Annotated in this window: 16 protein-coding genes; 12 read left to right on the top strand and 4 right to left on the bottom strand. The window is 62.5% G+C overall.

The genetic code is table 11. The features are described from left to right. Positions 1-46: 46 nt before the first annotated feature. From ABH939_RS17565 to ABH939_RS17550, 4 genes are all read left to right on the top strand, one after another. The gene (locus ABH939_RS17565) at positions 47-775 is read left to right on the top strand and encodes a hypothetical protein (RefSeq protein ID WP_404649895.1); all 729 of its coding nucleotides are present in this window, start codon (positions 47-49) and stop codon (positions 773-775) included. A gap of 45 nt (positions 776-820) precedes the next feature. Next, complete coding sequence (locus ABH939_RS17560) at positions 821-1,669, top strand: hypothetical protein (RefSeq protein WP_162114648.1); 849 nt, start codon at positions 821-823, stop codon at positions 1,667-1,669. A 483-nt stretch (positions 1,670-2,152) separates the two neighbouring features. Continuing rightward, positions 2,153-5,659, top strand: a complete 3,507-nt coding sequence (gene rpoB / locus ABH939_RS17555; protein ID WP_003942068.1) for a DNA-directed RNA polymerase subunit beta — start codon at positions 2,153-2,155, stop codon at positions 5,657-5,659. A 117-nt stretch (positions 5,660-5,776) separates the two neighbouring features. After that, complete coding sequence (locus ABH939_RS17550; protein WP_003941914.1) at positions 5,777-9,733, top strand: DNA-directed RNA polymerase subunit beta'; 3,957 nt, start codon at positions 5,777-5,779, stop codon at positions 9,731-9,733. 103 nt (positions 9,734-9,836) lie between these two features. Here ABH939_RS17550 and ABH939_RS17545 read toward each other — a convergent pair whose 3' ends face one another. Next, on the bottom strand, positions 9,837-10,223 hold the full coding sequence (locus ABH939_RS17545) for a glyoxalase superfamily protein (protein ID WP_042921033.1): 387 nt from the start codon (positions 10,221-10,223) through the stop codon (positions 9,837-9,839). Between the two features lie 88 nt (positions 10,224-10,311). Between ABH939_RS17545 and ABH939_RS17540 the strand changes: the two genes are divergently transcribed. Then, positions 10,312-11,319: an LLM class flavin-dependent oxidoreductase gene (locus ABH939_RS17540; protein ID WP_404649893.1), complete on the top strand. Its 1,008-nt coding sequence runs from the start codon at positions 10,312-10,314 to the stop codon at positions 11,317-11,319. 13 nt (positions 11,320-11,332) lie between these two features. Here the strand turns inward: ABH939_RS17540 and ABH939_RS17535 are convergent, their stop codons facing one another. Then, entirely contained in the window at positions 11,333-11,830 is a 498-nt protein-coding gene (locus tag ABH939_RS17535) for a histidine phosphatase family protein (protein WP_007728426.1), read from the bottom strand. 73 nt (positions 11,831-11,903) lie between these two features. Between ABH939_RS17535 and ABH939_RS17530 the strand changes: the two genes are divergently transcribed. Continuing rightward, complete coding sequence (locus ABH939_RS17530) at positions 11,904-12,104, top strand: hypothetical protein (RefSeq protein WP_003941897.1); 201 nt, start codon at positions 11,904-11,906, stop codon at positions 12,102-12,104. Here ABH939_RS17530 and ABH939_RS17525 read toward each other — a convergent pair. Together ABH939_RS17525 and ABH939_RS17520 are read right to left on the bottom strand one after the other, a co-directional pair. Then, positions 12,101-12,859, bottom strand: a complete 759-nt coding sequence (locus ABH939_RS17525) for an acyl-[acyl-carrier-protein] thioesterase (protein ID WP_007728423.1) — start codon at positions 12,857-12,859, stop codon at positions 12,101-12,103. The two genes, ABH939_RS17530 and ABH939_RS17525, sit on opposite strands and share 4 nt — an antisense overlap. Before the next feature lie 44 nt (positions 12,860-12,903). Further along, the gene (locus ABH939_RS17520; protein WP_391590911.1) at positions 12,904-13,893 is read right to left on the bottom strand and encodes an NAD(P)-dependent alcohol dehydrogenase; all 990 of its coding nucleotides are present in this window, start codon (positions 13,891-13,893) and stop codon (positions 12,904-12,906) included. Positions 13,894-13,958: 65 nt separating this feature from the next. On the opposite strand from ABH939_RS17520, the gene ABH939_RS17515 reads away from it, so the two are divergent. The 6 genes from ABH939_RS17515 to ABH939_RS17490 all read left to right on the top strand — a co-directional run bounded on the left by ABH939_RS17515 (position 13,959) and on the right by ABH939_RS17490 (position 19,451). After that, positions 13,959-14,615 carry a TetR/AcrR family transcriptional regulator C-terminal domain-containing protein gene (locus ABH939_RS17515; protein ID WP_404649891.1) on the top strand — a complete coding sequence of 219 codons (657 nt, stop codon included), beginning with the start codon at positions 13,959-13,961 and terminating at the stop codon, positions 14,613-14,615. A 79-nt stretch (positions 14,616-14,694) separates the two neighbouring features. Then, entirely contained in the window at positions 14,695-15,660 is a 966-nt protein-coding gene (locus ABH939_RS17510; protein WP_217018585.1) for an NADPH:quinone oxidoreductase family protein, read from the top strand. A gap of 89 nt (positions 15,661-15,749) precedes the next feature. Continuing rightward, on the top strand, positions 15,750-16,220 hold the full coding sequence (locus ABH939_RS17505; RefSeq protein ID WP_217018587.1) for a MarR family winged helix-turn-helix transcriptional regulator: 471 nt from the start codon (positions 15,750-15,752) through the stop codon (positions 16,218-16,220). Beyond that, the gene (locus tag ABH939_RS17500; protein ID WP_058227496.1) at positions 16,217-17,749 is read left to right on the top strand and encodes a DHA2 family efflux MFS transporter permease subunit; all 1,533 of its coding nucleotides are present in this window, start codon (positions 16,217-16,219) and stop codon (positions 17,747-17,749) included. The genes ABH939_RS17505 and ABH939_RS17500 overlap by 4 nt, the downstream gene beginning before the upstream one ends. Before the next feature lie 147 nt (positions 17,750-17,896). Further along, the gene (locus ABH939_RS17495; RefSeq protein WP_007728412.1) at positions 17,897-18,991 is read left to right on the top strand and encodes an LLM class flavin-dependent oxidoreductase; all 1,095 of its coding nucleotides are present in this window, start codon (positions 17,897-17,899) and stop codon (positions 18,989-18,991) included. After that, a complete protein-coding gene (locus ABH939_RS17490) occupies positions 18,978-19,451 on the top strand; it encodes a MarR family winged helix-turn-helix transcriptional regulator (protein ID WP_082931433.1) in 474 nt (157 codons plus the stop codon). The genes ABH939_RS17495 and ABH939_RS17490 overlap by 14 nt, the downstream gene beginning before the upstream one ends. The last annotated feature ends 15 nt before the right edge of the window (positions 19,452-19,466 follow it).

Below are 19,466 nucleotides of genomic sequence, written 5' to 3'. Positions count from 1 at the left end.
TTGACGATTCGCGGCCAGAGGCTGGGCAAAACAGGTAAGTAGGGTAGTGAGTGTGATTCAGAGAAACAGTTCCCCGCAGTCCGGCGGGCCCGAGCAAGTCGAATCGGGAGCGCCGACAACCGGTAGACCGAAGGGGCTGACAGCGTCTCTGATTGCGGTCGGTGTCTTGCTTCTGGCGGCCGTGGTTGCGCTCGGTGTGTTCGGCGTCCCGTACGTTCGGGCGCTCACCACCGACCGCACCACCGCCGAGATGCGTGACGACGCGCTTATCGGTGCGCAGCAAGTCGCGATCAACCTCAACAACGCGGATTCGGCCAATCTCGACCAGTCGATCGAGAACATGCGTTCTTCGGTGACCGGTGACGAGATGACGACGTATCTGCAGACCGTTCAGGATTCCATCACCGACGAGTTGCGTAACTCGGGCTCGAAGGCTGACACCGAAGTCGTTCAGTCCGCGCTGACCGAGCTCAATACCGATGACCGGACCGCCACGGCACTGGTCGTCGTTCGTGTCACCACGACCCAGGGCAACCAGTTCGTCAAGAATCAGCTCGGCATGCGGCTGGGCATGGTCGAGGTCGACGGGGTCTGGAAGGCGCAGTCGGCTGATCCGATCGGATCGCGACTCGATCTCGGCTCCGGCACCCTGCCGGCGGCCGACGGCTCCACGCCTGCACCTGATGCAACGCCTGCCCCTGGTTCGGGGACCGAGACACCTGCGTCCGGTGCTCCTGCACCGACAACCGAGGGTGGTGATTCCGGTGGCCAGTAGTTCGTCGAACCTGCACACCGACATCCCTCGAAGGAGAAGCGCGTAATGCCACCCAAACGTCGTACCGGCGGACCGTCCTCCCCGCAGAACCGTCGGCCGAAGATCGCCGGAAGCGCTCGCTCGCTCAACGTCCCCGCGGGGACGTCCGATTCGGATCCGGTCGAGCCCACGATCGAACAGCCGGAAGAAGAAACACAGGAGGCTGTGAAGCCGGAGGTTGCGAAGCCGACGCTCACGAAGGCCGAGTCCGGAGACATCGAGCCGCCGAAGACGGAAACCGACGCTCCGGAATCCACACCGGGCCCCGATCTGACCAAACCGGCGAAAACCGTCGCAGACGAGCCCAAGACCCCTGCTACCCCGGAGACGGGTGCGGGGGAGTCGGCGACAACACCTACACAATCCAAGGCCGGTTGGCGCCTGGTCGCGATCCTGGGGGCCGCAGCGGTCATCGTCGCGATCCTCGCCGGCATCGCCTTCTTCAAAGTCGGCGCGAAGACGGACGACATCGCCTGGGTGGACGAAGGCGCCACGGCTGAAGTTCTTCGTGTGACGCCGTCGGCGTTGGCTGCAGTCTTCACGTTTTCTCCCGACACGTTCGACGCCGATTTCGACAAGGGTGTCCAGGGCCTGAACCAGTCGATGCGCGATCAGCTGACGCAGTACAAGGACACGCAGAAGGCCGGCGTCGAACAAACCCAGACGGCAACGACCGCTGATGTCCCGCTGATCGGGATCACACGGCTCGAGAAGGACCGAGCACAGTTGCTCGCCCAACTGAACGTCAGCTCGACGCAGAACGGCGTGGCGGCAGACTCTCGCTCCGGAATGGTCATCGTGAGTCTGGAGAAGCAGGATGGAAACTGGCTGATCTCGGAGATTCGCGACCAGTAGCTCGGAGATTCGCGACCAGTAGCTCGGAGATTCGCGACCAGTAGCACCTGCGCACCAGCGCGAAGATCTGGATCGACGCACGATGTCGGTCCAGATTTTTCGTATGTGACGCCGTTGCTGGCTACACTCCCGGTGGCAGTGTTCGAATGCGCGTCACGAATGTTCGAATGCTGCGACACGCGCTCTCGCCCTTGACGGAGCGGTCCGCAAGGTCCACTCTGATCGGTGAACATGCACGGACGAGTGATCGGCAGTCTCACGTCAGTATCTGAATTCGACCCTCAGTTACACCCGACTCGACATTTCCAGAGTAAGGGTGTACTTTTGGACGTTGCGCTGGCTGCCTCCTGTCCACCCCTCGTCTCAACCGCTGCGAAGTCAAGTACTTCTTGCTTTCTGCGACGGGTTTCGTTCGGGTTGTAACCAGCGAAATTCGAAGCAGATACAGCGGCGGTCGCAACAGCACGGAGCGGCCCGCGTGAGGTGCTGGAAGGACGCATCTTGGCAGTCTCTAGCCAGACCAAGGCAGTTTCCGGAATCCCCGGAGCCCCGAAGAGGGTTTCGTTCGCGAAAGTTCGCGAACCCCTCGAAGTTCCCGGGCTTCTTGACGTACAGACAGATTCGTTCGAGTGGCTGATCGGCGCGCAGAGTTGGCGTGAACGAGCAGCGGCACTCGGCGACAATGCAGTGTCCGGTGGTCTCGAGGACATCCTCGCGGAGCTTTCTCCGATCGAGGATTTCAACGGCACTATGTCGCTGTCCTTCTCCGACCCTCGATTCGACGAGGTCAAGGCCTCGACGGACGAGTGCAAAGACAAGGACATGACCTACGCGGCGCCGTTGTTCGTCACCGCGGAGTTCATCAACAACAACACTGGTGAGATCAAGAGCCAGACGGTCTTCATGGGAGATTTCCCGATGATGACCGACAAGGGCACCTTCATCATCAACGGCACCGAGCGTGTGGTCGTCTCGCAGCTCGTGCGTTCCCCCGGTGTGTACTTCGACATGAGCGTCGACAAGAGCACCGAGAAGGATCTGCACAGCGTCAAGGTGATCCCGGGTCGCGGCGCATGGCTCGAGTTCGACGTCGACAAGCGCGACACCGTTGGTGTCCGTATCGACCGCAAGCGTCGTCAGCCTGTCACCGTCCTGCTCAAGGCACTCGGCTGGACCACCGAGCAGATCACGGAGCGCTTCGGCTTCTCCGAGATCCTCATGGCCACGCTGGAGAAGGACAACACAGCCGGCACCGATGAGGCGTTGCTCGACATCTACCGCAAGCTGCGTCCGGGCGAGCCCCCCACCAAGGAGAGCGCGCAGACCCTGCTGGAGAACCTGTTCTTCAAGGACAAGCGCTACGACCTCGCTCGCGTGGGTCGTTACAAGATCAACAAGAAGCTCGGCCTGAACGCGGGTCAGCCGATCGTTGCATCCACGCTCACCGAAGAAGACATCGTCGCCACCGTCGAGTACCTCGTGCGTCTGCACGCAGGTGACACCTCGATGACGGCTCCGGGCGGCGTCGAGGTTCCCGTCGAGGTCGACGACATCGACCACTTCGGCAACCGTCGTCTGCGTACCGTCGGCGAGCTCATCCAGAACCAGATCCGCGTGGGCCTGTCCCGCATGGAGCGTGTGGTTCGTGAGCGCATGACCACACAGGACGTCGAGGCAATCACGCCTCAGACGCTGATCAACATCCGTCCCGTCGTCGCTGCGATCAGGGAGTTCTTCGGAACCTCCCAGCTGTCGCAGTTCATGGACCAGAACAACCCGCTGTCGGGGCTGACGCACAAGCGTCGTCTGTCCGCCCTCGGCCCGGGTGGTCTGTCCCGTGAGCGCGCCGGCCTCGAGGTTCGCGACGTTCACCCGTCGCACTACGGCCGCATGTGCCCGATCGAGACCCCGGAAGGCCCGAACATCGGCCTGATCGGTTCGCTGTCGGTCTACGCCCGCGTCAACCCGTTCGGTTTCATCGAGACCCCGTACCGTCGCGTCGTCGACGGACAGGTGACCGACGAGGTCGACTACCTGACCGCTGACGAAGAAGACCGCCACGTAGTCGCGCAGGCCAACTCGGCCATCGACCGCGAGGGTCGCTTCACCGACTCGAAGATTCTCGTCCGCCGTAAGGGTGGCGAGGTCGAGTTCGTCGCGTCCTCCGACATCGACTACATGGACGTTTCGCCGCGTCAGATGGTGTCCGTCGCAACCGCGATGATTCCGTTCCTCGAGCACGACGATGCAAACCGTGCCCTGATGGGCGCGAACATGCAGCGTCAGGCTGTCCCGCTGGTTCGCAGCGAGGCACCTCTCGTCGGTACCGGCATGGAGCTGCGTGCAGCTGTGGATGCCGGCGACGTCATCATCACCGAGAAGACCGGTGTCGTGGAGGAGATCTCCGCGGACTACGTCACGGTGATGGCTGACGACGGAAGCCGCAAGACGTACCGGATGCGCAAGTTCGCGCGTTCCAACCAGGGCACGTGCGCCAACCAGCGTCCGATCGTGGACGAGGGACAGCGTGTCGAGGCCGGCCAGGTTCTGGCCGACGGTCCTTGCACCGAGAACGGTGAGATGGCGCTGGGCAAGAACTTGCTCGTCGCGATCATGCCGTGGGAAGGCCACAACTACGAGGACGCGATCATTCTGTCGCAGCGTCTCGTGGAAGAGGACGTCCTGACCTCGATACACATCGAGGAGCACGAGATCGATGCCCGCGACACCAAGCTCGGTGCCGAGGAAATCACTCGCGACATCCCGAACGTCTCCGACGAGGTCCTCGCCGACCTCGACGAGCGCGGCATCATCCGTATCGGTGCCGAGGTTCGTGACGGCGACGTGCTGGTCGGAAAGGTCACGCCGAAGGGCGAGACCGAGCTGACCCCCGAAGAGCGCCTCCTTCGCGCCATCTTCGGTGAGAAGGCTCGCGAGGTTCGTGACACGTCCCTCAAGGTTCCTCACGGTGAGACCGGCAAGGTCATCGGAATCCGCGTGTTCTCGCGTGACGAAGACGACGATCTGCCTCCCGGTGTCAACGAGCTGGTCCGCGTCTACGTGGCACAGAAGCGCAAGATCCAGGACGGCGACAAGCTCGCCGGCCGCCACGGTAACAAGGGCGTCATCGGCAAGATCCTGCCGCAGGAAGACATGCCGTTCCTCTCGGACGGCACGCCTGTCGACATCATCTTGAACACGCACGGCGTCCCGCGTCGTATGAACATCGGTCAGGTCTTGGAGACCCACCTCGGGTGGATCGGCAAGACCGGCTGGAACGTTCAGATCGCGTCCGACGGCTCTCGTCCCGACTGGGCTGCGACCCTGCCGGAAGAGATGCTGTCCGCTCCGGCCGACTCGAACATCGCCACCCCGGTGTTCGACGGTGCGAAGGAAGACGAGCTCACCGGTCTCCTCGGCGCGACGCTGCCGAACCGTGACGGCGAGCAGATGGTCGGACCCGACGGAAAGGCCACCTTGTTCGACGGCCGCTCCGGCGAGCCGTTTCCGTACCCGGTCTCGGTCGGTTACATGTACATCATCAAGCTGCACCACTTGGTCGACGACAAGATCCACGCTCGTTCGACCGGTCCGTACTCGATGATCACGCAGCAGCCTCTCGGCGGTAAGGCCCAGTTCGGTGGCCAGCGCTTCGGTGAGATGGAGTGCTGGGCGATGCAGGCCTACGGCGCGGCTTACACGCTGCAGGAACTGCTGACCATCAAGTCGGACGACGTGGTCGGTCGAGTCAAGGTGTACGAAGCCATCGTCAAGGGCGAGAACATCCCCGAACCCGGCATCCCCGAGTCGTTCAAGGTGCTCCTCAAGGAGCTCCAGTCGCTCTGCCTCAACGTGGAGGTGCTGTCCTCGGACGGCGCGGCCATCACGATGGCGGACGGCGACGACGAGGACTTGGAGCGGGCCGCAGCGAACCTGGGCATCAACCTGTCCAGGAACGAAGCTGCGACGGTCGACGACCTCGCGAACTAGGTTTCGGTCCCCGGGTTGCTCTTGAAAGAGCGGCCCGGGGGCGTAGTTCACATTTGAATTGGCAGTCAGGTTGCCGGGTGACCGGCAACCGTAACCCCAACGGGGAAAGGAAGTTACGTGCTCGACGTCAACTTCTTCGATGAACTCCGCATTGGCTTGGCCAGTGCAGAGGACATCCGCAATTGGTCCTACGGCGAGGTCAAGAAGCCGGAGACCATCAACTACCGCACGCTCAAGCCCGAGAAGGACGGCCTCTTCTGCGAGAAGATCTTCGGCCCCACTCGGGACTGGGAGTGCTACTGCGGTAAGTACAAGCGTGTCCGCTTCAAGGGCATCATCTGTGAGCGCTGTGGCGTCGAGGTCACTCGCGCCAAGGTTCGTCGTGAGCGCATGGGTCACATCGAACTGGCCGCACCGGTCACGCACATCTGGTACTTCAAGGGTGTTCCGAGCCGTCTCGGTTACCTGCTCGACCTGGCTCCGAAGGATCTCGAAAAGATCATCTACTTCGCTGCCTACGTCATCGTCGGTGTCGACGAGGAGCTCCGTCACAACGAGCTGTCCACCCTCGAAGCCGAGATGCAGGTCGAGAAGAAGACCGTCGCAGATCAGCGCGACGCCGATCTCGAGGCACGTGCGCAGAAGCTCGAAGCCGACATCGCCGAGCTCGAGGCAGAGGGCGCGAAGTCCGATGTCCGCCGCAAGGTCAAGGACGGCGGCGAGCGCGAAATGCGTCAGCTCCGTGACCGCGCGCAGCGTGAGCTGGATCGTCTCGACGAGATCTGGACCACCTTCACCAAGCTGAGCGTCAAGCAGCTCATCATCGACGAGCTCCTGTACCGCGAGCTGGTCGACCGTTACGGCGAGTACTTCACGGGTGCGATGGGCGCAGAGTCCATCCAGATCCTGATGCAGAACTTCGACCTCGACGCCGAGGCAGAGTCTCTCCGCGAGACCATCCGCAGCGGCAAGGGCCAGAAGAAGCTGCGTGCACTCAAGCGCCTCAAGGTGGTTGCGGCATTCCAGACCAACGGCAACTCGCCGATGGGCATGGTCCTCAACGCTGTTCCGGTGATCCCGCCGGAGCTTCGCCCGATGGTTCAGCTCGACGGTGGACGTTTCGCGACGTCCGACCTCAACGACCTGTACCGCCGCGTCATCAACCGCAACAACCGCCTCAAGCGACTGATCGACCTCGGTGCTCCCGAGATCATCGTCAACAACGAGAAGCGGATGCTGCAGGAGTCGGTCGACGCCCTGTTCGACAACGGTCGTCGTGGACGTCCGGTCACCGGACCGGGTAACCGCCCGCTGAAGTCCCTGAGCGATCTGCTCAAGGGCAAGCAGGGTCGCTTCCGTCAGAACCTGCTCGGTAAGCGCGTCGACTACTCGGGTCGTTCCGTCATCGTCGTCGGTCCTCAGCTCAAGCTGCACCAGTGTGGTCTGCCCAAGCTGATGGCTCTCGAGCTGTTCAAGCCGTTCGTGATGAAGCGTCTGGTCGATCTGAACCACGCGCAGAACATCAAGTCGGCAAAGCGCATGGTCGAGCGCAAGCGCGTCCAGGTGTGGGACGTCCTCGAAGAGGTCATCGCCGAGCACCCCGTGCTGCTCAACCGTGCACCTACGCTGCACCGTCTGGGTATCCAGGCATTCGAGCCGCAGCTCGTCGAGGGCAAGGCCATTCAGCTCCACCCGCTGGTGTGTGAGGCCTTCAACGCCGACTTCGACGGTGACCAGATGGCTGTTCACCTCCCGCTGTCGGCAGAGGCACAGGCCGAGGCACGCATCCTGATGCTGTCCTCGAACAACATCCTCTCGCCTGCTTCGGGTCGCCCGCTCGCCATGCCGCGTCTGGACATGGTCACGGGTCTGTTCCACCTGACCCGTCTAGACGAGGGCGTCACCGGTGAGCTCGTTGCTCCGACCAACGACGAGGCAGAGCAGGGCGTGTACTCCTCGCCCGCCGAGGCTCAGATGGCAGTCGACCGCGGCGCGCTCTCGGTTCAGGCTCAGATCAAGGTGCGTCTGACGCAGCAGCGTCCGCCGCGCGACCTCGAGAACGAACTGTTCCCCGAGGGCTGGAACTACGGTGACGGCTGGACCGCCACCACGACACTCGGCCGTGTGCTCTTCAACGAGCTGCTTCCGGCGGACTACCCGTTCGTCAACGAGCAGATGCCGAAGAAGCGCCAGGCGACGATCATCAACGATCTCGCCGAGCGGTACCCGATGATCGTGGTTGCTCAGACCGTCGACAAGCTCAAGGACGTCGGGTTCTACTGGGCCACCCGTTCGGGTGTCACGGTCTCGATCTCCGACGTGCTCGTGCCGCCGGAGAAGCCTGCCATCATCGAGGACTTCGAGGCTCAGGCCGACAAGATCGAGAAGCAGTACCAGCGTGGTGCTCTGGACAAGAAGGAGCGCAACAGCGCTCTGGTCACCATTTGGCAGGAAGCGACCGACAAGGTCGGCAAGGCCATGGAGGCTCACTTCCCCGACAGCAACCCGATCCCGATGATCGTGAAGTCCGGCGCAGCCGGCAACATGACTCAGGTTCGCTCGCTCGCCGGTATGAAGGGCCTGGTGACAAACCCGAAGGGTGAGTTCATCCCGCGTCCGATCAAGTCTTCCTTCAAGGAAGGCCTGACCGTTCTCGAGTACTTCATCAACACGCACGGTGCTCGTAAGGGTCTGGCCGATACCGCACTCCGCACCGCCGACTCGGGTTACCTGACCCGTCGTCTGGTGGACGTTTCGCAGGACGTCATCGTCCGCGAGGTCGACTGTGGAACAGAGCGCGGCATCGTCACCACGATCGCCGAGAAGCAGGCCGACGGCACGATGATCCGCGATGCTCACGTGGAGACCAGCACGTACGCCCGTACCTTGGCGGCCGATGCAGTCGACGCGAACGGCACCGTCATCGTCGAGCGTGGCCACGATCTCGGTGACCCCGCGATCGATGCTCTGCTCGAAGCCGGCATCACGACGGTCAAGGTCCGCTCGGTCCTGACCTGCACCACCGGCACCGGCGTTTGCGCCACTTGCTACGGCCGCTCGATGGCCACCGGCAAGCTGGTCGACATCGGTGAGGCTGTCGGTATCGTCGCCGCACAGTCGATCGGTGAGCCCGGTACTCAGCTGACCATGCGTACCTTCCACCAGGGTGGTGTCGCAGGAGATGACATCACCGGCGGTCTGCCGCGTGTCCAGGAGCTGTTCGAGGCACGTGTGCCCAAGGGCAAGGCTCCTATCGCGGACGTCACCGGTCGGGTACAGCTCGAAGACGGCGATCGTTTCTACAAGATCACCATCGTTCCGGACGACGGCGGCGAAGAGGTTGTCTACGACAAGCTCAGCAAGCGTCAGCGTCTGCGTGTCTTCAAGCACGCCGACGGTCGCGAAAGCCTCTTGGCTGACGGTGACCACGTCGAGGTCGGACAGCAGCTCATGGAAGGTGCTGCCGATCCCCACGAGGTCCTGCGAGTCATGGGTCCGCGTCAGGTTCAGATCCACTTGGTCAACGAGGTACAGGAGGTGTACCGGAGCCAGGGTGTGTCGATCCACGACAAGCACATCGAGGTCATCGTGCGCCAGATGCTTCGTCGCGTGACGATCATCGATTCGGGTGCCACCGAGTTCCTGCCCGGTTCGCTCACCGAGCGCGCCGAGTTCGAGTCGGCAAACCGCCGCGTTGTCGCCGAGGGTGGCGAGCCCGCAGCCGGCCGTCCGGTGCTCATGGGTATCACGAAGGCGTCGCTCGCGACGGATTCGTGGCTGTCCGCGGCATCGTTCCAGGAGACCACTCGTGTCTTGACCGACGCGGCTATCAACTGCCGCTCGGACAAGCTGATCGGTCTGAAGGAAAATGTCATCATCGGCAAGCTGATCCCTGCCGGTACCGGTATCAACCGTTACCGCAACATCCAGGTTCAGCCCACCGAAGAGGCACGCGCCGCTGCTTACGCAGTGCCGTCGTACGACGACCAGTACTACAGCCCGGACGGCTTCGGCCAGAACACCGGTGCTGCAGTTCCGCTGGACGACTACGGCTTCAGCAACGACTACCGCTAGTCGGGTAGTCGCATGTGACGACTACCGCTAAGCGTTAGTTCGTAGAAAATCCCCCCACTTCGAAAGAGGTGGGGGGATTTTTCATGTCAGGAGTGGGACGTTTTCAGGAGCTGCTGCCGCTGAGGTCCGGGATGACGATCTCCTGGACGGCCCACTTGTTCCCGTCGGGGTCGGCGAAGTAGATGAACCGCCCCCAGGCCTGGTCGTCGATCGGGCTGATGTCGATGCCGCGGCTCTTGAACTCGCGCTCGGCCTCTTCGATGTCCTTGACCACTACCTGCATGCCGACGACCGAGCCGGGCTCGGCGTCGGTGATTCCCTTGCCGATGCAGATCGAGCAGGCCGAACCGGGAGGGGTCAGCTGGACGAATCGCAGGTCTTCGCTGACCGTGTGATCGTGGTCGGCATTGAATCCGAGGCGGACGTAGAAGTCCTTGGCGCGGTCGATGTCGGTGACGGGAATGGCGACCAGTTCGAGCTTGATGTCCATGACGTGCCCTTCATGTGATGGTGAATTCCGGCGACAGGTCCAGTGTTGCGGGTATTGCGGTCAGAAACGGTCCTCGTTCGGCGTCCGGATGAAACTTTCCGAATTCTTTGTTGCTCCGAGGGTGCTTCTCTCACTGCTCGACCGATCCCGAACCAGGAGCGGATACCCCGACTCCGCAGCTCTGACGCATTCCGTCGAACGTGCCGCGCACGCCGACGCTCTCGGCTACCACCGGTTCTGGGTGGCCGAGCATCACGCGGTGCCCGGGATCGGGAGCGGGTCGCCGGCAGTACTGCTTGCCGCGATCGGCGCGCATACGCGCGATATCAGACTCGGCAGCGGTGGAGTCATGCTGCCGAATCACCAACCGCTGATCGTCGCCGAGCAGTTCCTGATGCTGGAGGCTCTCTACCCGGGGCGAATCGATCTCGGCCTCGGCCGATCGCTGGGATTCACGGAGCCTGTTCGTCAGGCACTACGACGTGGCAAGGACGCTCCGGACACGTTTGTGTCGGACCTGGACGAGGTGAGGCGTTATCTGGACGGATCCGCGGCAGTGACGGCACGGCCGGCGTCGCAGACTGGAGTCCCGATCTTCGTGCTGGCGACGCGCACAGGTCTGAAAGTGGCAGCGCAACTGGGGCTTCCGGTGGTCGTGGGTGCGCCGATACTCGGAATTGGGAGCACCGACCGGGTGGAGGCATTGGACGAGTACCGCCGAGCTTTCCAGCCCACCGACACACACCCCGAACCCTATGTGGTGGTTTCCCTCGAGGTGGCGGTTGCCGATACCACCGAGGCGGCCCGTGAGTTGCTGATCCCGGAGGCGTACGCGCTCGCAGAATCGTCACGGACAGGGGAGTTTCCGCCGCTCGTGTCGCCGGACGAGATCAGGCGCGCCCCGCGCAGTGATCGAAACGCCAGGCGCATCGAGTCGTTCACGGCTTCGGCGCTGCACGGGACGCCCGTCGAGGTGAAGCAGCAGCTTCACGATCTGGCCGAGCGAACCGGTGCCGACGAATTGCTGGCGTCCACGTCGACGTACGACCGTGACGCGCTTGCACTTTCGGACCGCCTACTGCGTGAGGTGGTTTAGCAGTGTGGTTGATCTAACGAGGCACGTGAAACTCGAGCAGAGTGGCGACGGAGTCGTCGAGTTCGGTCCACGGCACCGGTACGGAGAGGACGGCGATCGCCGAAGTCGGGAACTTGTCGCGGATACGTTGGGCCGCTTCGGAGTTTTCGTTCGATGCGAGATCGAGTGCAGTCCAGGGAATTCCGGGTTCGTGTCCGACGATCAGGAGCGTCTTGACGTGGTCGGACGTGGTTCGCGCAGCTGCAATGACGTCTGCGGGTGAGCCGCCGTAGATGGACTTCTCGAACCCGGCGGGAGCTTCGATTCCCGTCGAGGCAAGGGTTTCGACGGTCCGCCGGGAGGTGGAGCACAGAACGGCGTCGACGGGCGGGACGTTTTCACGGATCCATTCGCCGCCGATGCGGGCCTCGCGCAGGCCCCGTTCGGCGAGCGGACGCTCGTGATCACGGATGCCCTCGGGGTAGCTGGACTTGCCGTGTCGCATGAGGACGAGGGTGCGGTGGTCGGCCATGCGTTCACGGTATCCGCTTTGTGCCCGTCAGTCCGGTTACTCTGGATGGTCAGGACCTTGAAGGAGGTTTTCGATGGCCGGTAAGAAGCTCGATCGAACTAATGCCCGAACTGCACTCGAGGTGGTACGAGAAAGCCCCACCATCGCTTTCATCACCGTTGCCCCGGCAGTGGTCGTGTTCGGCGTGGTGTGGTGGCTCTTCGGTTTCTGGGCCGCGATTCTTCTTGCGTTGGTGTTCGGTGTCGCGGCTGTCGCGACCCAGAAACTGCGTTAGAGGGCGCTCACCTGCGCAACTGCGCGGAGCGCTTCGCCGACCAGGAACCAGACCGTGACGGTCTTGTCGTCGACGCGGCTGCGCAGGACGACGTCGTCGCTGGAGACGATGGGGGAGAGGTACTCGATCAGTGCTCGATGCGGAACTGTCCGTAGTTCGGTGCGAGCGCTGAGGACCTCTTCGACTGCCTGCCAGTAGACGGCGTTGTTGACGTGGTCGAACGGGTCGATATCCGTGGCGCGCAGAGCGAACGGCGTGTCCAGAACACCGGCGTCGTCCGCCTCCGGTGCGTTCTCGGCGAGGACACGCTTCCACTTCAGGCGATGCTCGTCGGTGGATTCCTCCAGTGGCCGCATGAAGTCGTCACTCATCCGCGTGGGCATGCCCGACTCGGCGCTGATGTTGATCCAGAAGCCTTCGGTTTCCATCAGCGCGCCGTTGCTGCCGTCGAAGCGCACACGCATGTTCGCCCATCTCGTGGAGAAGCCGGAGCACCAGCGAGTCATCGTCAACTCTTCCGGCCAGATCGCCGGGCGTACGACGTCGACGACCGTACGACGCACTATCCAGAGCGGATGGGTGTCGATGGCTCCCGCGGCCTCGATGTTGTCGTTGCCGATGTCCTGCAGGTAGCGGGCGACGGCGTCGAGCCTGACCTGCTTGGCGACGTCGATGTCGCCGGTGCGGACCGGGCGGGACTTGACGAAGATCGGTCCTCGGTCCGGCTGTTGCGCGAGCGTGAGATCTGGGTTCACGTGAGATTCCTGTTCGCTGGAGTGAGCCGATTCTGTCAGGCTTTTCAGCGAGTGGCGATTATCTGCTTTCCGCAGCCGGAGCCGTCGACCATTCGTGCCACGGCGACGGCGGTGTCGGCAAGGGGATGAACGGAGTCGATCACCGGGGTGATGTCACCTGCGTCGATCATCTGCGTCAGGACCTCCAGATCGTCGGCGTTCTCCGAAGCGATGAAGGTGACCATTTTCTGAGATATGAACGGAGACAGGCACTGTGCGCGTATTTGGCGATCGGTTCCGCCGAGCCACCGTCCGCCGTTCTCGCCGCCGACGATCACCAGCGTTCCGGTGCGTGTGAGCGCCCGTCGAAGATCTCGCAGTCGGCGGTTGCCGCCGGTGTCGATGATGACGTCGTACCGATGCGATCCGTCGGTGGCGTCGTCGACGCGGTAGTCGAGAACCTCGTCGGCACCGATGGAGCGGACGGTATCGGTTTTCGAGGTGCTGCACACGCCGGTGACGTGAGCGCCCATGGCTTTTGCCACCTGCACCGCGTAAATCCCGACGCCACCGGATGCGCCGAGTACGAGGACGGATTGGCCCGCCTGCACGCGGCCGTGGTCGCGCACGGCTTGCAACGCTGTGAGGGCGGAGACCGGCACCGCTGCTGCTTGTGCGAACGACAACCGGGCAGGTTTTGCGGCAATCTTCGTCTCGAGTGCGCGTGCGTACTCCGCGAACGAACCGACCGCGATCCCGTATACCTCCTGGCCGACTGCCACGCGGGTCACCGAACTGCCGACGGCCTCGACTCGGCCGGATACGTCCAGTCCGCGTACCCGGTTCCTAGGTCTGCGCAGCCCGAAACCCGCGAGGCGCAACGGATATGGCAGTCCGGCCATGAGATGCCATGCCCCGCGGTCGACGGACGCGGCCTCGACGCGTATCAGCACTTCGTTGTCGGCGACAGTGGGGCGCGGAATGTGGTCGACGTAGAGAACGTCGGCCTCGCCGTAGCGATCCTGTACGACGGCGGTCATCAGTTCCTTCGGCATGCGAGTCTCCGTTCGTCGAATACTTACAGCGTAAGTATTGCACTTACGGTGTAAGTTCTGTCAACGTGGAGAAGCGCGCAAGATTGACCCGTGACGACGTCGTACACGCTGCTGTCGCGCTTGCCGATTCCGTCGGAATCGATTCGATGACCATGCGGAAGTTGGGCACCGAACTGGGCGTCGAAGCGATGTCTCTGTACAACCATGTTTCGGACAAAGGGGATCTGCTCGACGGAATGGTCGATGCGGTCTTCGCGGAGATCGATCTGCCGACGCCGGGACGCCCGTGGCGCACGGAACTTCACGTGCGAGCGGTATCGACAAGGGAAGTGTTGGGGAGGCACCCGTGGGCAACTCCGTTGATGGAGTCCCGAACGACGCCTGGTCCCGCGACCCTGCGCCACCACGATGCCGTCATCGGAACGCTACGCGCCGCCGACTTTCCCGTCGCCCTTGCTGCGCATGCCTTTTCGATCATGGATGCGTACATCTACGGCTTCGTGCTGCAAGAAGTGAGCTTGCCGTTCGAAACAGCGCAGGAAACGACGGAACTGGCGAAGGCGATCATGGGCTCGTTCGAGAGCGGTCAGTATCCGCACCTAGCCGAGTTGACCACCGAGCACGTCCTTGCTCCGGGATGCAGCTACGCCGCCGAATTCGCTTTCGGTCTCGATCTGATTCTCGACGGACTCGAACGTCTGCACATCGGGAGCGAACGATGATCTGACGTGAGTACCCGGTTAAAGTCGAGAAAACCGGGTTACCGGTCCAGACTTCAGATGTCCCGAAGAGGAGCTTTCTGTGCGCGCCATGGTGGTTACGGAACTGTCCGGTCCCGAAGGAATTGTCGCGCAGGAGGTTCCCGAGCCCGCAGCCGAAGGTCTTGTTCTCATCGATGTGAAGGCAAGTGGCGTCTGCTTTCCGGACCTGCTCATCACCTACGGCAAGTATCAGATCCGCCCGGAACCGCCGTTCATTCCCGGCGCGGAGATCTCGGGCGTCGTGGTCTCCGCGCCGGAAGGGTCGGGTTTCGCTCCGGGCGATCGTGTTCTCGCGGCCGCGTATCTGGGTGGGTATGCAGAGCAGATTGCCGTCAACCCGGCGCAGGTACTCCGAATTCCGGACGGACTCGCCTTCGACGAGGCGGCCTCGCTGATCATCAACTATCAGACGATGGAGTTCGCGCTCGCTCGTCGCGCGAAGATCGTCGCGGGGGAGACTGTCGTCGTGCTCGGCGCTGCAGGCGGAGTCGGAACGGCAACCATCCAGCTGGCCAAGGCGCACGGTGCCCGGGCGATCGCCGTGGTACGACGCGAGGGCGTCGACGACTTCTTGCGTGAGCTCGGTGCCGACGAGGTGGTCGCGCTGGCTCCGGGATGGGGAGAGCGGATTCGGGAACTGACCGACGGCGTCGGCGCTCAGATCGTGGTGGATCCGGTGGGCGGCGATGCGTTCGACGACGCGGTCCGGGTTCTGGCACCCGAAGGACGACTCGTGGTGATCGGATTCGCCGGCGGCGGTATTCCCGAGGTAAAGGTGAACCGGGTGCTGTTTCGCAATATCAGCATTGTCGGCGCGGCATGGGGTGAGTTCACGCGTACCAATCCCGAGGCGGTAGCCGAGGTGCATGCATCGCTGGTAGAACACGTCCGAAACGGCTTGCGTCCGCTGGTCAAGGCACGGTATCCGCTTGCCGACGCAGCAGTTGCCCTGGCTGATCTCGAAAGCGGCAAAGTTCTCGGAAAGGCCATCTTGCTGCAGGAATGATTCTTCGCAACGTGATGGTGGTCACCAAATAATAAGTTGCAACATGTTTTCATTTGGGCAATAGTTGCAACCGCACTACCATTTGCCAGGTGATCGCTTCCGATTCTGATGACCTGTATGGAGCACTCGACGAGTTGTTCACTCGCCTGATGAGCGCCGGTGATTCGGAGTCGATCGATGCGTTGATCGAACTGGATCTCTCGTTCTCTCAGGTGCGTGTGCTGTTCGTACTTGCACAACGTGATGCGGCGATCCCGATCAACGAGGTTGCCGAAGAGCTTCGGCTCTCGGTGGCAGCTACGGGGCGGAACATCGATCAGCTCGTGAACATGGGTCTGGTCGATCGCCGTGAAGACGAGCGGGACCGACGCGTCAAGCGGGTTTCCTTGTCGGAGGCCGGTCGTAAGGTGACGACCAACCACATCGAGTGCAAGCGCGGCCAGCTTCGCGAATTCGCGTCGCGTGTTCCTGAGCCAGAGCGGATTCGTTTGTTCGAGGCTCTCAAGCCCATTCTCGCGGGTGACTATCTGCGAGCACTTAACCAGGAGACTTCGCGATGACATCGCCGAACGCGCCGGCACCGGCGTCCGACAAACTTGACGGGGCGGTCCTCAAGATCGCTTCCGTGGTGGTGCTCGGCGCCATCATGTCGATTCTCGACGTAACCGTGGTGAGCGTCGCGCTCACCACCTTTGCCGAGGACTTCGAAACTTCGTACGCCACCGTCGCGTGGACGATGACGGCCTACACCCTCGCTTTGGCGACGGTCATTCCGGTTACCGGTTGGGCTGCCGACCGTTTCGGCACCAAGCGCCTGTACATGACGGCCCTGGTGCTGTTCGTGCTCGGTTCGGTCGCTTGTGCGATGGCGTGGGACATCACCTCGCTCATCGGCTTCCGTGTGCTCCAGGGTCTCGGCGGCGGCATGTTGATGCCGCTCGGTATGACCATCATGACCCGGGCCGCCGGTCCGGACCGCGTCGGTCGCGTCATGGCAGTTCTCGGTATCCCGATGCTGCTCGGCCCCATCGGTGGCCCGATCCTCGGTGGTTGGCTGATCGAGGCCGCGAGCTGGCACTGGATCTTCCTGATCAACCTGCCGATCGGCATCATCGCGTTGGCAGCAGCATTCATCATTCTGCCGTCCGACAAGGCGAAGCCTTCGGAGTCGTTCGACTTCCTCGGCATGATCCTGCTGTCGCCCGGCCTGGCGCTGTTCCTGTTCGGTGTGTCGTCCATCCCTGAGGTGGGAACGGTTGCGTCGGCTCGGGTTCTGGTGTCGGCCGGTATCGGTCTGGCGCTGATCATCGCCTTCGTGTTCCACGCGCTCAACAAGGATCACCCGCTGATCGACCTGCACCTGTTCAAGAACCGTCAGTTGACCACCGCCGTCATCACGACGTCGCTGTTCATCGTCGCCTTCATGGGCGCCGGGTTGCTGTTCCCGAGCTACTTCATTCAGGTCGGCGGGCACACCACGCTCGCGGCCGGATTGTTGATGGCTCCACAGGGTCTGGGCGCTATGGTCACCATGCCGATCGCTGGTCGACTGGTCGACAAGATCGGCCCGGGCAAGATCGTCCTGACCGGTTTGCCGCTGATTCTCATCGGTTTGGGTGTGTTCACACAGGTTGCCTCGGATTCCCCGACGTGGCTGCTGATGGGCGCCTTGTTCGTCATGGGCCTCGGTATGGGTTGCACCATGATGCCGCTGATGACCGCAGCTATCGTGACGCTCTCCAACGAGCAGATCGCTCGCGGCTCCACTCTGATGAACATCGTTCAGCAGACCGCAGGTTCGATCGGTACCGCCGTGATGTCGGTGGTCTTGACCAACCAGCTTCTCGATCGTGGCCTCGACACGACGATGGTCGGTGCGGCCTCGCACATTCCGACCGAACCGGGAAGTCCGGAGGAGTCTGCTGCGAATTCGATTCTCAGTGCGGCGTCGGATGCCTTCGGTAACACCTTCCTCGTTGCCACTGTGCTGATCGTCCTGACCCTCATCCCGGCGTTCTTCCTGCCGCGGAGCAAGACCACCAGGCCGGTGGCCGAGGGCGAGACGGCAACGCCGATCGTTATGCACTGACCGCTTTTCGGTAGATCGTTCGTCCAGGTGAGGGCGGCACACATCTTGTGTGCCGCCCTCACCTTTTTGCCGTGGAATACAGCTGGATGGTTGAATGTTTGATCAGTTACATGCAAACGCATGGATCTAGTTCGCGGAGGAGCAACCATGCAGTTCGGAATCTTCACGGTCGGTGACGTCACCACTGATCCCACGACGGGGGCGACCCCGACAGAGCACGAGCGCATCAAGGCCATGACGACCATCGCCAAGCACGCCGAGGAAGTCGGTCTCGACGTCTTCGCGACCGGCGAGCATCACAACAAGCCGTTCGTGCCGTCATCTCCGACCACGATGCTCGGATACATCGCGGCCCAGACCGAGAAGATCACGCTCTCCACGTCCACGACGCTGATCACCACCAATGACCCGGTGAAGATCGCCGAGGATTACGCGATGCTTCAACACCTCGCCGAGGGGCGCGTCGATCTGATGATGGGTCGCGGAAACACCGCGCCTGTGTACCCGTGGTTCGGCAAGGACATTCGCGCCGGTATCCCGTTGGCGCTCGAGAACTATCAACTTCTTCGCCGGCTCTGGGACGAGGAGGTCGTGAACTGGCAAGGGGAGTACCGCACTCCACTCCAGGGATTCACGTCCACACCGCGCCCGCTGGACGGCGTCGCGCCGTTCGTGTGGCACGGCTCGATCCGCAGCCCCGAGATCGCGGAGATCGCGGCGTATCACGGCGACGGATTCTTCGCGAACAACATCTTCTGGCCGAAAGAGCACTACATCGAGCTGATCAATCTTTACCGCCGGCGTTACGAACATTACGGCCACGGGTCCGCGGATCAGGCGATCGTCGGTCTCGGTGGTCAGGTCTTCATGCGCAAGAACAGTCAGGACGCGGTCAAGGAATTCCGTCCGTATTTCGACAATGCTCCGGTGTACGGCCACGGGCCCTCACTCGAAGAGTTCACCGAGCAGACGCCGCTGACCGTCGGTTCCCCTGAACAGGTCATCGAGAAGACGTTGGCGTTTGCCGATTTCTTCGGTGACTACCAGCGCCAGCTGTTCCTGATGGATCACGCCGGACTGCCGCTGAAGACGGTGCTCGAGCAGCTCGATCTGCTCGGTGAGGAAGTTGTTCCGGTTCTGCGCCGTGAGTTCGCGGCCAGGCGGCCAGCACATGTGCCGGACAACCCGCCCACTCACGCGTCGATGAAGGCGGCTCGTGAGGCAAGCAGTGTCACTGCCTGACGAGCAACTGCCTGAGGTTCCGGTCAGCACCACCGAACTCGCCACCGACGCCTGGGAAGCCTTGTTTCGCGCCCAGGTGTCGGTGCTGCGGCGGCTCTCTGCCGATGACGTCTGGGATCAGGTGTCGATGCGCGAGTACGACGTGCTGTTCACGCTGAGTCTTGCGCCGAGTAGTTCCCTTCGCCTGCATGACCTGAATCGGGAGATATTGCTGAGCCAGCCTTCGCTCAGTCGCCTGGTGGAACGGTTGGAGGGCGAAGGTCTGGTAACGAGAAGTGTTGATCCACAGGATCGCCGCGGGACGATCGTGCAACTCACCGAAACGGGTGCAGCGCTGCAGAAATCAGTGGGTCGCCGTCATGCCGCGAGCATCCGCCGCCACGTCGGACCGGCCCTGGACGCTGATGAACTTCGACTGTTGGCCGAATTGTGCACGCGTCTGCGTCTCGCGCAGTCATGACTGGAGGCAGGATGG

The sequence above is a fragment of the Rhodococcus sp. 27YEA6 genome (assembly GCF_044908235.1).
In the GTDB taxonomy this organism is placed as follows: domain Bacteria; phylum Actinomycetota; class Actinomycetes; order Mycobacteriales; family Mycobacteriaceae; genus Rhodococcus_F; species Rhodococcus_F qingshengii.
The sequence above is the reverse complement of the archived record's forward strand: the minus strand, read 5'-3'. Positions and strand labels throughout refer to the sequence as shown.

Coding starts and splice junctions, on each gene's coding strand:
- ABH939_RS17560 (WP_162114648.1), top strand. CDS start 821: ATGCCACCCAAACGTCGTACCGGCGGACCGTCCTCCCCGCAGAACCGT.
- ABH939_RS17545 (WP_042921033.1), bottom strand. CDS start 10,223: ATGGACATCAAGCTCGAACTGGTCGCCATTCCCGTCACCGACATCGAC.
- ABH939_RS17540 (WP_404649893.1), top strand. CDS start 10,312: ATGAAACTTTCCGAATTCTTTGTTGCTCCGAGGGTGCTTCTCTCACTG.
- ABH939_RS17535 (WP_007728426.1), bottom strand. CDS start 11,830: ATGGCCGACCACCGCACCCTCGTCCTCATGCGACACGGCAAGTCCAGC.
- ABH939_RS17530 (WP_003941897.1), top strand. CDS start 11,904: ATGGCCGGTAAGAAGCTCGATCGAACTAATGCCCGAACTGCACTCGAG.
- ABH939_RS17520 (WP_391590911.1), bottom strand. CDS start 13,893: ATGCCGAAGGAACTGATGACCGCCGTCGTACAGGATCGCTACGGCGAG.
- ABH939_RS17500 (WP_058227496.1), top strand. CDS start 16,217: ATGACATCGCCGAACGCGCCGGCACCGGCGTCCGACAAACTTGACGGG.
- ABH939_RS17495 (WP_007728412.1), top strand. CDS start 17,897: ATGCAGTTCGGAATCTTCACGGTCGGTGACGTCACCACTGATCCCACG.